Source organism: Saccharothrix sp. CB00851 (assembly GCF_001905065.1).
Classification (GTDB): domain Bacteria; phylum Actinomycetota; class Actinomycetes; order Mycobacteriales; family Pseudonocardiaceae; genus Actinosynnema.
Window position 1 is genome coordinate 15,343 of the sequence record NZ_LWLC01000035.1, and the last position, 14,866, is coordinate 30,208.

At 73.9% G+C, this 14,866-nt stretch carries 7 protein-coding genes; 2 read left to right on the forward strand and 5 right to left on the reverse strand.

Annotation, left to right across the window (positions count from 1 at the left end):
* The first annotated feature begins 1 nt into the window (after nucleotide 1).
* Nucleotides 2–1,384 carry a cellulose binding domain-containing protein gene (locus A6A25_RS30935; RefSeq protein WP_143193516.1) on the forward strand — a complete coding sequence of 461 codons (1,383 nt, stop codon included), beginning with the start codon at nucleotides 2–4 and terminating at the stop codon, nucleotides 1,382–1,384.
* A gap of 82 nt (nucleotides 1,385–1,466) precedes the next feature.
* Here A6A25_RS30935 and A6A25_RS30940 read toward each other — a convergent pair whose 3' ends face one another.
* The 5 genes from A6A25_RS30940 to A6A25_RS30965 all read right to left on the reverse strand — a co-directional run bounded on the left by A6A25_RS30940 (nucleotide 1,467) and on the right by A6A25_RS30965 (nucleotide 10,516).
* Nucleotides 1,467–2,627, reverse strand: coding sequence for an ARPP-2 domain-containing protein (locus tag A6A25_RS30940; RefSeq protein WP_073896289.1), 1,161 nt, complete (start codon nucleotides 2,625–2,627; stop codon nucleotides 1,467–1,469).
* A gap of 927 nt (nucleotides 2,628–3,554) precedes the next feature.
* Nucleotides 3,555–7,112 (reverse strand): serine/threonine-protein kinase, encoded by a 3,558-nt coding sequence (locus A6A25_RS45925; RefSeq protein ID WP_073896292.1) that lies wholly within the window; start codon nucleotides 7,110–7,112, stop codon nucleotides 3,555–3,557.
* 67 nt (nucleotides 7,113–7,179) lie between these two features.
* Complete coding sequence (locus A6A25_RS30955; protein WP_083668825.1) at nucleotides 7,180–9,189, reverse strand: HelD family protein; 2,010 nt, start codon at nucleotides 9,187–9,189, stop codon at nucleotides 7,180–7,182.
* A 191-nt stretch (nucleotides 9,190–9,380) separates the two neighbouring features.
* Nucleotides 9,381–10,178, reverse strand: a complete 798-nt coding sequence (locus A6A25_RS30960; protein WP_073896295.1) for a hypothetical protein — start codon at nucleotides 10,176–10,178, stop codon at nucleotides 9,381–9,383.
* On the reverse strand, nucleotides 10,175–10,516 hold the full coding sequence (locus A6A25_RS30965; RefSeq protein ID WP_073896296.1) for a hypothetical protein: 342 nt from the start codon (nucleotides 10,514–10,516) through the stop codon (nucleotides 10,175–10,177). Before A6A25_RS30965 ends, A6A25_RS30960 begins: the two co-directional genes overlap by 4 nt.
* A 66-nt stretch (nucleotides 10,517–10,582) precedes the next feature.
* Between A6A25_RS30965 and A6A25_RS30970 the strand changes: the two genes are divergently transcribed.
* On the forward strand, nucleotides 10,583–14,503 hold the full coding sequence (locus A6A25_RS30970; protein WP_073896298.1) for a CHAT domain-containing protein: 3,921 nt from the start codon (nucleotides 10,583–10,585) through the stop codon (nucleotides 14,501–14,503).
* Nucleotides 14,504–14,866 lie beyond the last annotated feature (363 nt).

The window sequence follows — 14,866 nt, forward strand, 5'->3', positions numbered from 1 at the left end:
CATGTCACGCATGTTCAAGTCAGGGCGCTTCCGGACGGCCACCGCGCTCGCGGCCGCCGGCCTCGTCCTCGGAACGGGCTTGGCCGTCGCCGGTGGCAGCGCCGCCGCCGACCCGTCGACCAAGTACCTGGGGGTGTTCCGCGAGACCAGCCCCACCGAGGTCCCCGCGGGCACGGTCGGCAGCTACGGGGTCGCCCCGGCCAGCGTCCAGTGGTTCGACAGCTGGGCCACCGGCAGGGCCTTCAACGCCGCCGCGGCACGGACCCTCTGGGACCAGGGGATCATGACCCACTACACCTGGGAGCCGTGGAACACCGCCCTGGGGGTGGCCGACCCGGACCAGATCCACCTCCAGGACATCCTCGACGGGAAGTGGGACAGCTACATCCGGGCGCGCGGCGCCGAGTTCGCGTCGGTCGGCGCACCGATCATGGTGCGCTGGGGGCACGAGTTCAACGGCAACTGGTACCCGTGGGGCATCGTCAACAACGGCAGCGACCCCACCCTGTACGTCAACGCCTACCGGCGCGTCCACGACCTCGTGGTCGCCGCGGGAGCGACCAACGTCCAGTGGGTGTGGTGCTTCAACAACGGCTCCACGCCCGACAGCACCTTCAACGAGCCCGCGCGGTCCTATCCCGGTGACGCCTACGTCGACTGGGTGGCGATCGACGGCTACAACTGGGGGCTCGCCCCGTCGTGGGACCCCACCGGCAACCACTGGACGAGCTTCGAGGCCGCGTACTCCAGCGCCTACGCCAAGGCGCGCTCCATCGCGCCGAAACGCCCGGTGATGATCGCCGAGATCGCGTCCAGCGAGGACGGCGGCGACAAGGCGCGGTGGATCGACGACATGTCCGCCGCGCTCGACTCGGGCCGCTACCCGGACCTGAAGCTGGTCAACTACTTCGACCAGGACAAGGAAGAACTCTGGTCCGGCACCTCGTCGCCTGCGACCAAGGCGGCCTTCACCACCTGGGTCAACCAGACCTACATGCGGGGCGAGGGTCCCGACCTGGCGAAGGTGGCCGACCAGTACAAGGAACCCACGACGACCACCACGACGACCACCACCACCACGCCCCCGCCCGGTGCGTGTTCGGCGACCTATCGCACGGTCAGCTCCTGGTCCGGCGGCTTCCAGGGCGAGGTGACCATCGTCGCCGGGGCGTCCGGGACCAAGGGCTGGACGACCCGCTGGACCACCGCGGCGGGGCAGACGATCAACCAGGTCTGGAACGGTGCGCTCAGCGTCAGCGGATCGGCGGTGTCGGTGAAGAACGCGAGCTGGAACGGCACCTTGGCCCCCAACGGCACGACGAAGTTCGGCTTCCTGGCCGGCGGGTCGCCCACGATGCCCGCAGTCACCTGCGACAGTCCCTGAGAACCCGCTTGAACGACAGGTCAGGCCGCCCGCCGGCCCCGGTTCGGGAGCCGGCGGGCGGCACCGAGGCAGCCGCCCCCGGTTACCGGCGGTTCTCGGCGCGGTAGTGGGCCAGGACGTCTTCGCGGATCAGCGCGCCGAACCCGGCGCCGTGCAGGCGCAGGCCCAGCTGGTGCTCGGTGATGCCGAGCGCGGCCGCGCTGGTGGGCAGGTGCCAGTCGTGGGCGGCCAGGTTGGCCAACAGGTGGCCCCGGCGGATCTGGGCCTCCGACAGGCGGAACGTCTTCAGGTACGCCGTGCGGCCGACGCGGTCGGTGATCAGCTCGCCGACGTGGTTCTCCTGCTTCAGGCGGAACGTCGGCAGGAAGCGGGACAGCGTGTAGTCGCCCATCCGGTACACGCGGTTCGTCGCGTAGCTCTCGCCCAGCAGCCCGTCGGCCATCGTCGCGTCGTGGAAGCGGGCCCACTCCGCCTGCTCCCGGGCCGCCACCGCACGCAGGTCGGCCAACGATGCCACGTCGTCGGGCAGCCGCACGTCGAACCGGGGCACGGGCATCCCGAACGTCGCGTAGTAGTGGACCAGTTCGCCGTACATGTCCTGCACGAGGGTGGCGTGCAGCGCCCGGTAGTCGTCCGGGTGGGGCACGACGAACGCGGAGGCCAACGCGTCGGCCACGTACACCAGCACACCGCACTGGCCCGGGTGGATCTCGAAGTGCTTCAGCGCGTCCGCCAGGCCCGCGACCTCGACGCCCGCGTACGCCTCCTCCACGCGCGGCGACAGGCCGCGGCGGATGGCCCGCTGCGACCGCTCCTCCCACACGACCTGCGGGCCGCCGAAGTGCAGCGCCAGGTACCCCTCGACCGCGAGGTGCAGCGGCAGGAACCGCAGGCGGTTGCGCTCGACCCGGCGCGCCATCCGGCGGTGGAAGCGCAGCCTCATGCCGTGCACGGGCGGTTCGTCGCCGCCCTTCGCCAGCGTGCCGTGCGCCTTCAGCTGCGTGCCGTACGCCGCGACCGGGGTGTCGTCGTCGGTCCACGTCGCCACGAAACCGTGCGGGATGTAGGACACGTAGTGCGTGCGCCTGCCCACCTCGACCAGACCCGGGTCGTCACCGTAGGCGCGGGCGTGCAGCCGCAGCCCGGTGATCGGCTCGTCCCGCGTCAACGGCACGAGCCGGACACCGCCCCACACCTGCGCGGCACGCGTGGTCAGCCCGGTCAGGTCGAGCCGCACCGTCACCCCTCCTCCAGGAACCGGGCCACCCGGTCGTCGAAGTGCGCCCGCAGGTCGGCGAAACCCGTACGCCCTTCGGTGAACCGGGCGAACTCGACCAGCGCGGGCACGTCCTCCGCGTCGCGCACACCGACCGTCGGCACCGCCGCGGCGAGCCGCTTCACGTCGAAGTCCTCCGCGTCGTACACGGGGTTGAGGTGCACCGCGACCACCCGGCGTGCCGGGTCGAGCCTCGCCCGCCACACCCGCAACACCTCCGACGCGAGCCCGTACGGCGCGTTGTCCCAGCCGTCGGACACGATCAGCAGCCGGTCCGGCGCGTGCTCCAGCGCGTCGAGCACCCGCTCCCCCAGCGGCGTCATGCCGTACGGGTGGGCCAGCAGGGCGTCGGTGCGCCCCGACGTCCACAGCGGGACGTACTCGGCCGCCAGCTCCGCCAGCAGGTAGTGGCAGGCGAGCGCGACCGCCAGCGGACGGCGGCGCTTCTGCGCGGACCCGGACGCCGAGAAGCTGTCGTCCAGCACCGCCGCCACCCGGCCCCAGCCGCCCGCGGCCCGCCCGGCGGCACGGACCGCCGCCGCACGCAGCGCGCCGGTCAGCTCGCCACGCCGGTCGACCCGCTCGGGCACCGGCAGGGACAGCACGTAGGAGGCCAGGCGGGTCAGCGGCATCGACCCGAGGTCGACCGCCACCGCGGCCTTGCCCCGACTCGCGGACTCCTGCACCCGCAGCCGTTCCAGCCTGGTCATCCGGGGCTCGATGCGCTTGAGGAACGTCGCCCGGTCGATCCGGTGCTTCGCGGCGAACCCCTCGGCCACGGTGTAGGGCAGCTCGTACACCGACGCGTGCTCGTAGTGCGCCCGTCGCCACGTCTCCAGCAGTGGGGTGTCGTAGCGGCGGCGGTCGTCGGGCGTGAACAGGAACGGGCCGAGTTCACCGTCCGGGGCGACGTGCGCGTGCCGCAGCGCCCGCTTCAGGCCGGTGCGGTACTTCACCGCGTCGAACGCCGGGTCGGGTCGGCCCGCGAACCACTCGCGGATGATCGCGCGGGTGCGCCGGTTGTTCACCCGTGCCCGGCGCAACGCGCGGAACAGGTCGTACACGCGCTGCGGCGGCAGCGCCCGCAAGCGCCGCGCGATCAGCAGTCCCTCGACCCGCCGCTGCTCCGCGGTGGCGTCGGCGGTGGTCGCCAGCAGCTTGCGGATGATCAGCGCGGCGTTGTGGTCGTTGATGTCCAGCGCGAGCGCCGCGGCGTACAGGTCGCGGTAGTTGCCGAACACGTAGTCGTGCAGGAAGTCCAGCGACAGCCGCTGGTCGTCCGCACCGCCGTGGAACTCGCGCTGCGACGTGGCCGTCGTCGCCGCGTTGATGAACATCAGCATGTCGCCGGCGGCGAGGGCGTCCACGCGTCCACCTCCGGGACTGGGGTCGGGGCCGGCCGGGGAATGGGGGCACGAACAGCGAATCATCGCCTTCACCGATCGCCGGCGAGCCGAGCGGTTCGGCGGTGTCCGGGTTCCACAGCCGCACGGTGCCGTGGTGGCGGGTGGACGCCAGGAACGCGGAGGCGTAGTCGAGGCGCACGAGGTTGTTGGAGCCCGGCTGCGCGTCGCGGTGCTCGGTGCGCAGGGCGATCCGCTCCCCGGTCGGGTCCCACACCTCCAGCACGCCATCGGACCGGCCGACCGCCAGCCGTCGCCCGTCCGGGCGGAACCTCACGTCGCTGACCAGCGCACCGGGCGCGAACGCCGACCGGACGCGGGTGCCGTCGCGCCACAGCTCCACCGCGCCGCCGACGGCGACCGCGAGCGTCCCGTCCGGGCTCCAGTCGACCGCGCCCGACGGCCAACCGCCCGTGCGCGGGCCGGTGTACTCCTTCGACTTCGAGCCGAGGTTCCACACGGTGGTGTCGGTGGCGGAGACCGCGAGGCGCGCACCGTCCCGGGAGAACCGGAGGGCGGACACGTCCTCGTCGGCGCTGTTGCCGCTGTCCGCGACGGAGATCAACGGCCGCCGTTCGACGAGGTCCCAGACCAGGAACTCTCCCCGGTGCCCACCCACGGCCATGCGCCGCCCCTCCGGGTCCACGGCGATGGCCTGCACGGTGGCGAAGGTCGGGTGGTCCTGCCCGGTGAACGTCAGCGGGGCGTTCCGGGCCAGCGCCGTGAGCAGCGCCGAACGCGCCTCCGGGGTCGGGGCGGCGTGCTGGGCGCGCAGGGCTTCGCGGATCGACCGCACCGGGTCCAGGGTCGTCAACGACTCGGTGGCGCGCTGCCGGGACAGCTGCCGCGCCGACTCGCCACGGGCCAGCACCGCCACGGTGGCGGCGATCGCGACGACCACCACCAGCACGGTGGACGCGGCGACGGTGGTCACCCGGGCGGTCCGGGACCGCCTGCGCGCCCGGCGGATGGCGTCGAGGTAGTCCCGTTCGACGGGCGTGAGGGCGGGGTGCCCGGAAGCCCACGACAGGGTCGTCACCAGGCGCGGTCCACGCGGCAGGTCACCGGCGTGGCGGCCCGCGTCGGCCCACCGCCGGGCGGCGTCCGCGAGCCTCCGGTGGGCCACCAGGACCTCTCGGTCCTCGTCCACCCATGCCCGCAGCCGGGGCCACGCGGACAGCAGCGCCTCGTGGCTGAGCTGCGCGCCGTCGCGGTCGACGGTGACCAGCCTGGCCTCGACCAACCGGTCCAGCACCGGGCTCGGCGGCAGCACCGCGCGCCGGCGGGTGACCGCGCCGCTGTCGTGCACGCTCGTCATCAGCAGCACGATCGTGCGCAGGGCGCGCTGGTCGGCGGGCGGGAGCCGGTCGTAGACCTGTTCGGCGGTGCGTGCGACGGCGCCGTCGATCCCGCCCGTGGACAGGTAGGCGGCGAGGGTGAGCGTGTCGCCCTGGCGGTGGTGCCACGTCTCGCGCAGCGCGTGCGCCAGGCGGGGCAGCGCGCCGGGGTCGTAGTCGGCGCCGCCGAGGTCGGCGATCAACCGGGCGGGCAGCCCCGGTTCGACGGACGTGTCCACCGCCTCGGCGGGCGCGGTGATCGCCTGGCCGAGCTCGTCCACGCCGAGCGGCCCCAGGATCACCGCGCGGGCCAGGGCGCGGCGCAGCGGCGGCAGACCGATGCAGCGGTCCACGAAGTCCGCCCGCACGGCCAACACCACCAGACCCGGGCCCGCGTCCGCCAGGGCCGACGTGAACGCCACCCGCTCGTGGTCGCCGATGTCGTGCGTGAACAGCTCCTCGAACTGGTCCACCACGATCAGCACCCGCCGGGTCAGCCCGAGCCGGCCGGCCCGGATGCCGTCCGCGAGCGCGGCGGGATCGGCTCCGGTGGCACCCGCGACCGCGGCGGCGAGCGCACCGACCGGGTCCGTGCCGGGGGTCAGCACCACGTGCGGCCAGTCCGGCACCGCCGGCAGCAGCCCCGCGCGCAGCAGCGACGACTTGCCCGCGCCCGACGCACCCACCACGACCGTCGGCTCCGGCTGGACGGCCTGCTCGGCCAGCCGCACCACCAGCTCGGTGACCACGTGCGCCCGGCCGTGGAACCACCCGGCCTCCTGCTCGGTGAACCCGCGCAGCCCCGGGTAGGGGCAGCCCTCACCCGGCGCGCGGGTGAGGGTGCCGGCGGCCGAGCGGACGACGGCCTGGACGAACAGCTCGCACTCGGCGGTGTCGGCGGCCACGGTCACGGTGCCGTTGAGCCGGGCGGCCTCGGCGGCGGCGGAGATCAGCGCGGACGCCGTCGGGTAGCGGTGGTCGGGGTCCTTGGCCAGGCCCCGGGCCAGCACCGCGTCCAGGCCGGGCCCGATGCGCCGGTCGAGCCGGGACGGCACGGGCGGCGGCTCCATCAGGTGCGCGGCCAGCTTCGCGGCGGGCTCCAGCCCGTCGAACGGCAGCCGGCCGGTCAGCCCTTCGAACAGCACGCAGGCCAGCGCGTAGACGTCCGCGCGGCCGTCCACCTCGCCACCGAGCCGTTCGGGCGCGAGGTAGTCCAGCGACCCGATGAACTGCCCGGTCCGGGTGATCGCGGTGGCCGCCGTGGGGAGGGCGATGCCGAAGTCGGCCAGGTAGGCGTGCCCGGACCGGTCGACCAGGACGTTGGAGGGCTTGACGTCCCGGTGCACCAGCCCCGCGGCGTGCGCGGCGTCGAGCGCTTCGGCGACTTGGCGCAGCAGCGCGATCAAGTCGTCCGGCGTCAGGCCCTCGCCCAGCAGACCCTTCAGGTCGACGCCTTCCACGAGCCGCATGTCCAGGTACAGCGTGCCGTCGATCTCGCCGTACGCGTGCACCGGGACCACGTGCGGGTGCGAGAGCCCCGCCGCGATCCGGGACTCCCGCCGGAACCGGGCCTCGTACTCGTCGTCGCGGGTCAACAGCCGCTTGAGCGCCACCGTGCGGTCGTTGACGGTGTCGTGGGCCCGGTGCACCACCCCCATGCCACCACGGCCCAACAACTCCCCGACCAGGTAGGGCCCGAACCGCTCCGCCATGTTCCTCCTCCGCCGCGCGGAGAGCAGTAAACCGGCCACCCGCCGTCGCGTACCCGGGTTCACGGGGTCAAGCGGATGTTTCCGCGTCGGTCGGCCGGTCCGGTATCGCGGCCAGCTCGGCCGGTGGCGGGCCGGGGTGCACGATGCCCAACCGGTGGGTGGCCCTGGTCATGGCGACGTACAGGTCGTTGTGGCCCAGTGGTGCGGCGCCGAGGATCTCGGCCGGGTCGGCGATCAGCACCGAGTCGAACTCCAGTCCTTTGGCCTGGTCGGGGGTGAGCAGTACCACCTTGCCGGTCAGGTCCGGCGGGGTGGCGAGGGAGAGCGCGGCGGCCAGGTGCTCGATGTGGGTGTTCGGGGCGATGATCGCGAGTTGACCGTCGGCGTGTGCCGTGGCGAGGTCGGTGATGGTGGTGACCAGGTCGGCGCGGGCGGTGCGGATCCGCCAGGGCGTTTCGCCGGTCGAGCGGACCGACCGGGGTGGAGGCGTCGCGGGGTGGTGGGTGGCGAGCAGGTCCGCGGTGGCGGCCATGATCTCCGTTGGTGTGCGGTAGTTGACCGTGAGCCGGGCGAGTTGCCGGCGGTCCTGGACGTGCGGTCGCAGCACGCGGTCCCACGAGGAGGTGCCTGCCGGGTTCCCGGTCTGGGCGGGGTCCCCGACGACGGTCATCGATCGGGTCGGGCACCGGCGCATCAGCATCCGCCAGGCCATCTCGGACAGTTCCTGCGCCTCGTCGACGACCACGTGCCCGAACGTGGCGCGGTCTTTCACCTGGCCGATCAAGGCGGCGGCCTCGTCCAGCAACGGGACGTCCGCGGCACTCCAGCCGTCGGCCGGCTCGCCCAGGAGGTCGGACACCACGTGCTCCGGTGTCAGCGGCGGCCACAGCGCGTCGAGCACGGCTTGGACGCCCGCGTCGGCGAGCAGCGAGTTCCGCAGTCCGACGCGGTCGGCCTGGTCCAACAGGGCCTTCGGCCCGTCGTCGTGTTCCTCCTGGTCGATCACGACACCCGCGGCGGCCAGGGCGCGCAGGTCTGCCGCACTGAGCCGGCCGTCCGCGCTGCCGCCGTCGATCGCCTCGCCGGTGTCGGTGAGCACGACCGCCTCCATGACCTCGACCAGGCGCTGTGCGAGCACGTCCACGATCTCCCGCTGGTAGACCAACCTCGCCTCGTTGTGGGGAAGCCCGGTCCGCCTGGCGGTGCGCACGGCGCGGTCGCACGTTCGCGGGTCGAGCCGCAGCACCTGCTGCTCGAACCAGACGTCGACCGGGTGGTCCGGTGTCCGGACCCGCGACCGCACCGCCTCGGCCAGCCGTTCGGCCATCACCGCCCGGCCCTTGAGCACGACGGTCCCCGGCGGGTCGACCCGGCTGACCTCGACGCCCGGCACCAGGTCGGCGATGGTGGCCGTCACCACGCTGTTCTCCCCGAGCCCCGGCAGGACCTGGCCGATGTAGTCGAGGAAGATCCGGCTGGGACCCACCACCAGCACGCCTCGGGTGCGCAGGTGCGGACGGGTGTAGAGCAGGTAGGCGACCCGGTGCAACGCGACGGCGGTCTTCCCCGTGCCGGGACCGCCCTCCACCACCAGCACCCCGCCGGACTCGTGCCGGATGATCCGGTCCTGCTCGGCCTGCAGGGTAGTCACGATGTCGCGCATCCGCCCGGTCCGCTCCGCGGTCACCGCCGCCAGCAACGCCGCCTCGCCGACCAGACCGCGGTCGCCTGCACCGTCCGGGGTCAGCACCTCGTCGTTGAGCGCGACGACCGCCCGGCCCCGCGTGGTGATGCGCCGCCGTCGCCGCACCCCCTGCGGGGCGGTCGCCGTGGCGGTGTAGAACGGCCGGGCCACCGGGACGCGCCAGTCCAGCAGCAGCGGTTCACCGTCGTCGTCCCGGAACAGGCCGAGCCTGCCGAGGTAGAGCCGCCTGCCGTCGTGCAGGTCCAGCCGCCCGAAGCACAACCCCTGCTCCACGGCGTCCAGTCGGGCCACCTCCGCCTGCCAGACGGCCGCCGCCTCCCCGTCCCCACCGGCCCGCGCCGCGATCAGCCGCTCGGCCGCCTCCTCGCGCATGGCGTCCAGCCGGGCGTACAGACCCGCCACGTACTCCTGCTCGACCTCGATCTCCCGGTCGATGCCCCCACCACTCACGCGTTCCCCCAGCTCGACGGTCAGTGCCGTCGAGCGTGCACGGCGAGAGTCGGGAGAAACAGTCTTGTTCTTCCCGACCGCTTCAGCCGCCCGGATGCACGCCGGCCGCGTTCTCAGGTTCCCTTGCGGAACGCCGCCGTGACCTCCTCGCCGGTGGTCAGCGGTTCGCCGAGCTCACGCGCCAACCGGCCCGCGTGCACGTCCACGACCGCTTCGAGCAGGTCCGCGTACACCTCGACCGCCCCGCGCACCCGCACCCACCCGACGACCGCGACGCACACCGCCACCACCGCCGCCGGCCACCAGAACGCCCCGACGACCGCGTACGGCACGCACCACGTGGTCGTCGCCACCGCCGCGTCCGCCTCCGCCCGTGCCGCCCGCAGCTCGGCCCGCCCGGAGTCGTCCAGCACCAACCACAACCGCGCCCACCACGACTTGAGGTCGACGGCGTACTGGTGGTGCACCCGGTCCTCGACGGCCGCCAGCCGGTCGCCGGTCCACGTCGCCCGGGTCGGCGCGGCGAGCGCGATCCGGTTGCGCTTGGCCGCGTCACCCCGTTCGTGCGCCCGCACCCATCGCTTGCGCCGCCGCCGTGCCGCCCAACGCGGGCGCGTGCCGAGGTAGCAGCGCCACGTCACCGGGCACAGCGCCCGCACCACGAGCCCCGCCGCCACCGATCCCAGCAGCACGGCGGCCAGCACGAGCAGTTGGGCGGCCGGCGGCCGGGTGCCGAGGTCGCGGGTGATCCGGTCCACCCGGGCGACCAGCCTCGTCACGTCCAGCGCGTGCGCGTGCCCCAGCAACGCGCCCACCGCCGCCGTGGCGAGGAACAGCACGCCGGGCAGCACGAGCAGCGACACCCACCGCTCGGCCACCCGCTTGCCCAGCTCACCGAAGAACGCGTTCACGCCTGTCGCCGCCTCAGCGGCTCGTCGCGCAGCCAACACCGCTCCGCCGGCACCGGACCGCCCGGTTCCCGGGGCACTTCCCGCCCGCACGCGTCCGACGGGCACACGTACACCTCGCCGAACGACCGACCGCGCACCCCGGGCAGCACCAGGTCGCTGCCGCGCAGCACGTCCGCGGGGATGCCCAGGCGCGGTAGCTCCTGCCGTAGCGGGTGACCCGCGCGCACCCTCGCCAGCACGTCGTCCAGCACCCGTCCCAACCCCTGGCGCGTCACGGCGGCACGCAGTTCGGGCAAGGTGGTGCAGAAGGCGGCGAGGTGTTCGTCGGTGTGCGGCACGACGTTCCTCCTCTTCGTCGGGGACTCCCCAGCCTGTCAGGAATACACGGTGATCGAGGTGAGTGGATGCGGGACGAGCTGATCCAGGACGTTCTCGGCCGGATCGCGCGCGCCGACGACGGCGACGCGGACGCGGTGCTCGCCCCGGAGGCGGAGGCGGCGGGAGAGGCGCTGCTGGCGTTGCTGTCCCCGGACGGCAAGTTCGACTTCGACGTGCTGCACGTCGTCGGCACCCTGCACCTGGCGCGTTCGATGTGGCGGGAAGGACCGGCGGCGACCGAGTCGCACACCCTCGCCGAAACCCTGCTCGCGCCGGTCTTCCTGCTCCGCCCCGACCTCGCGCCGCCGATCTGGGAGGGCGACCCCGCGGCCGCGGAGGGTCAGCGGCGGCGCGACCTCGGGTCCGCGTTGGTGCGGGTGGGCATGGTGCTCGGCAACCCGACCGCGTTCGTCGTCGCCGTCAACGCCCTCGCGCCGACGGCCAACGATCCCGCCGACCCGTTCGCCGCCGCGTGCGGTGTCGTGCTCGCCGCCGCCGCGCGCCTGCTGTCCTGGCACACCGGCAATGCCGAAGCGTTGACGATCGCCCAGGTCGCCGCGCAGCGCGTCCTCGACGCGGAGCCCACCGACGCCACGCCGGCGGCCCGTGCCGAACTGGTCCGCGCGCTGCTCCTGGAGCACACGCGCACCGAGGACCAGGGCGTGCTCGACCGCGCGGTCGAGCACGCCCGGCAGGCGCCGCCCGATGACGCCGACTCCCTGGGGGTCGCGGCGATGGCGCTCGCGCTGTCCGCCGAGCGCACCGGGGACCGCGCCCTGGCGCGGGAAGCCGTCGACCTGGGCCGCGACGCCGTGGCCCGCCTGCCCGAACCCGACCAGCTCGTCGCACTGGCGACCACCCTGCACACCACCGCCGGGTTGACCGACGACCCCGCGCCGCTCGTCGAGATCACCGACCTGTTGCGCCCGTTCCTCCACTCCGGCCCGGAGCAACTGCTGTACCTCCACGGCAGCGCCCTGTTCCGGCTGGCCTCGACCGATCCGGCCGCCCTGGACGAGACGGTGACCGTGCTGGGCGGTGCCCTCGCGCAACTACCGCCGACCCACCCCGACCACCCGGTTCGCACGGGCATGTACGCCGAGGCGCTGTGGCGCCGGTGGAAGCACACCGGCGACCGGGACAGCCGTGAAGCCACGCTCGCCGCCCTGGAAGGCGGCACCGACCCACGCCTGCGCGCTGCCCGCGTCGGCTACCTCGTGGACCTCGCCGCGTCGAGCCACGACGTCGCGGACGTCGACACCGCCCTCGCCGCCGAACCGGACTGGAACGACCGGGCGACCCTGCTCGGGCACCGCTACGACCTGGTCGGCGACCGCGCCGCCCTCGTGGAGTCGATCGCCCTGATGCGGGCCCACCTCGCAGACCCGGACGATCCCGAGGACGAGGCCCGCACCGCGCACAACGCCGCCATGCTGCTGCGCAAGCTGCACGACCTCGAACGCACGCCTGAGGTGCTCGCCGAAGCGCTCGCCCTGGCCCGGCGCGGGGTGACCGCCCACCCCGTGCCAACGGGCCGGCAGGCCGAACGCGTCGCCCTGCTGGCCCTGCTCACCGCCGAGTCCGGGCAGGTGGAGGAAGGCGCCCGGCTCGCCACCCGGGCCGTCGCCGACTGCCCGCCGGACCACCCGAACCGGTCGACGGTCCTGGCCCGCGCCTCCGAAGCCCACTTCCGGCACCACGACGCGACAGGTGCGCTCAACTCGCTCGACACCGCGATCGCCGTGGGCCGCGCCGCCCTCGCCGACGGGGAGCTGACCGAGTCGCTTGACCTGCTCACGGTGGCGTTGCGGCGGCGTGCCGAGCTGTCACCCGACCTGCACACCCTGGACGAGGCGGTCGACTTCGGGCAGCGCGCGGTGCAGGCGCAACCCTTCTCGCGGCTCCGGGCGTCCACGGCGCTCAACCTGGCGGGCTCGCTGGCCGACCGCTACCGCCGCACCCGGGACGTGGACGACCTGCACCGCGCGCTCCAAGTGCTCCGCGACCACCTCGAAGTCCCCCAACCGACCGACGACCTGAAAGCCCGGCTGACGGACCAGATGGGCGTCGTGATGATGTTGCTGTACCAGCACACGGGCGACAAGAACACGTTGCGCGAACGGGTGCGGATCGCCGAGCGCGGCGCCGAGCGGTTCGGTGCGCACGACCCGACCCGCCCCCAGGTGCTCAACAACCTGTCCTCCTCGTTGACCGAGCGGTACTTCGTGGACGGCGACCGGGCCGACGCGGAGAAGGCCGTCGCCGCCGCCCGGGAAGCCGTCGCCCTGACCCCCGCCGGGCTGGCCATCCGCGGCTCCCGGCTGCTCACCCTCTCGATCGCGCTGGGAGTCCTCGGCGAGGCGACCGGCACCACGGTCGCGCTGCGGGAGGCGCTGCGCGTCGCCGAGGCGAGTGCGGGCGTGCTCAACGCACCGCCCGCCACCCGCATCCGCGCCCACCGGGTGTGGGGCAGGTGGGCCGCGGTCCTCGGGCAGTGGAGGACCGCGCTGGCGGCCTTCGCCGGCGGCGTGGACCTGGTGGCCCAGGTCGCGCCGCGGCACGTGCGCCGTGCGGACCGCGAGTTCCGGCTGGCCGACCTGCGCGCGGTGCACACCGACGCGGCCGCCGCCGCCCTCGCGACCGGTGACCCGATCCGCGCCGTCGAGCTGCTGGAACAGGCCCGCGGTGTGCTCCTAGTGGACGAGCTCGACGCCCGGGCTGGTTCGCTGGCGCTGCGCGACCGCGCGCCGCACCTCGCGGCCGAGTGGGACGCGGTGCTGGAGGAGCTGGCCGACGAGTCCCAGTCGACCGACGAGCGGCAGGCGTTGTCGCGTCGGTGGCAGGACGTGCTGGACCGGATCCGCGCCGTTCCCGGTCTCGACTCCTTCCTGCGCCCGCCGAGCGCGCTGGACCTGCGCGTCGCCGACGGCGCGGTCGTGCTGGTGAACATCAGCCAGTGGCGCTGCGACGCCCTGCTGATCACCTCGCGCGGCGTGCGCTCGAAGCGGTTGCGGCACGTCACCCTCGAGGAGGTCGAGCAGCGGGCCGGCGCCTACCTCGCGGCACTCGACGCGCTCGACGGCGGTGACCTGGTCGCCCGGTTCGACGCGCAGGCCGTGGTCCGCGAGACGCTGGCGTGGCTGTGGGACGCGATCGCCCGACCGGTCCTGAAGGCGCTCGGTCACACCCGCGCACCACGCGCCGCGTGGCCGCGCGTGTGGTGGTGCCCGACCGGCGCGCTCACCCACCTCCCGCTGCACGCCGCGGGTCGGCACGACGTCCCCGGCGAGGCCGTGCTCGACCGCGTGGTGTCGTCCTACACACCGACCGCCCGCACCCTGGACCACACCAGGTCCCGCCCGCCGACGACGCGGCGCGACCTCCTCGCCGTCGCCATGCCCACCACCCCCGACCACGCCGACCTGCCGGCGACCGACGCCGAGGCGACCGACCTCGCCGCACTCCTGTCCGCCGCCGAACCGCTGCGCGGCCCCACCGCGACCCGCGCCGCCGTCCTGGCCGCCCTGCCGCACGCCACGTGGGCCCACTTCGCCTGCCACGCCCACAGCGACCCGCTCGTCCCGTCCGCCGGCCACCTGCTGCTGGCCGACGGCGCACTGACCGTCGCCGACATCGGCAGGCTGCGCTTGGAGAACGCCGAACTGGCCTACCTGTCCGCGTGCTCCACCGCCCGCACCACCCGCACCACCCCGGACGAGGTGATCACGCTCGCGTCCGCGTTCCAGCTCGCCGGGTTCCGCCACGTCGTCGGCGCCCTGTGGCCAATCCAGGACACCATCGCCGCCCGCGTCGCCGCCACCTTCCACCGCCGCGTCCACGCGGGCACGGCACCCGCCGAGGCCCTGCACGAAGTGTTGCGCGAACTGCGCACCGAGTTCCCTCTCGCGGTATCGCAATGGGCCGGCTACGTCCACGTCGGCTCCTGACGTGCCGCCCGCTCGGCGAGCCGCCGAACGGGCGCGGCTCGAGATCCGGGCAGCTCTGGACAAAGCCGCACACGGCAAAGCGGAACGTTTGCCGCGTCTCCCGGTGCGCGCGACCATCGAGGCGCGGAGCGGCGACGAGGCCGAGGTGCTGGACACCATCCTGTTCGGACTGTCCCTGGACCACGAGGTGTTCCTGGTCGACAACCCGACCGTCGAGAGCTGACATCCGGTCCGCCGGAGCATGTCGTCCTGGCGCGAGACCTGCGAGGATCCGGTGTGCGAGGACGTTGGGTCTGGGGGCCACAACGGTGCCTGCGGTGCGTTGTCCCGTCCTCGCCCGCACCTCTGGAGGACGAAGGATGA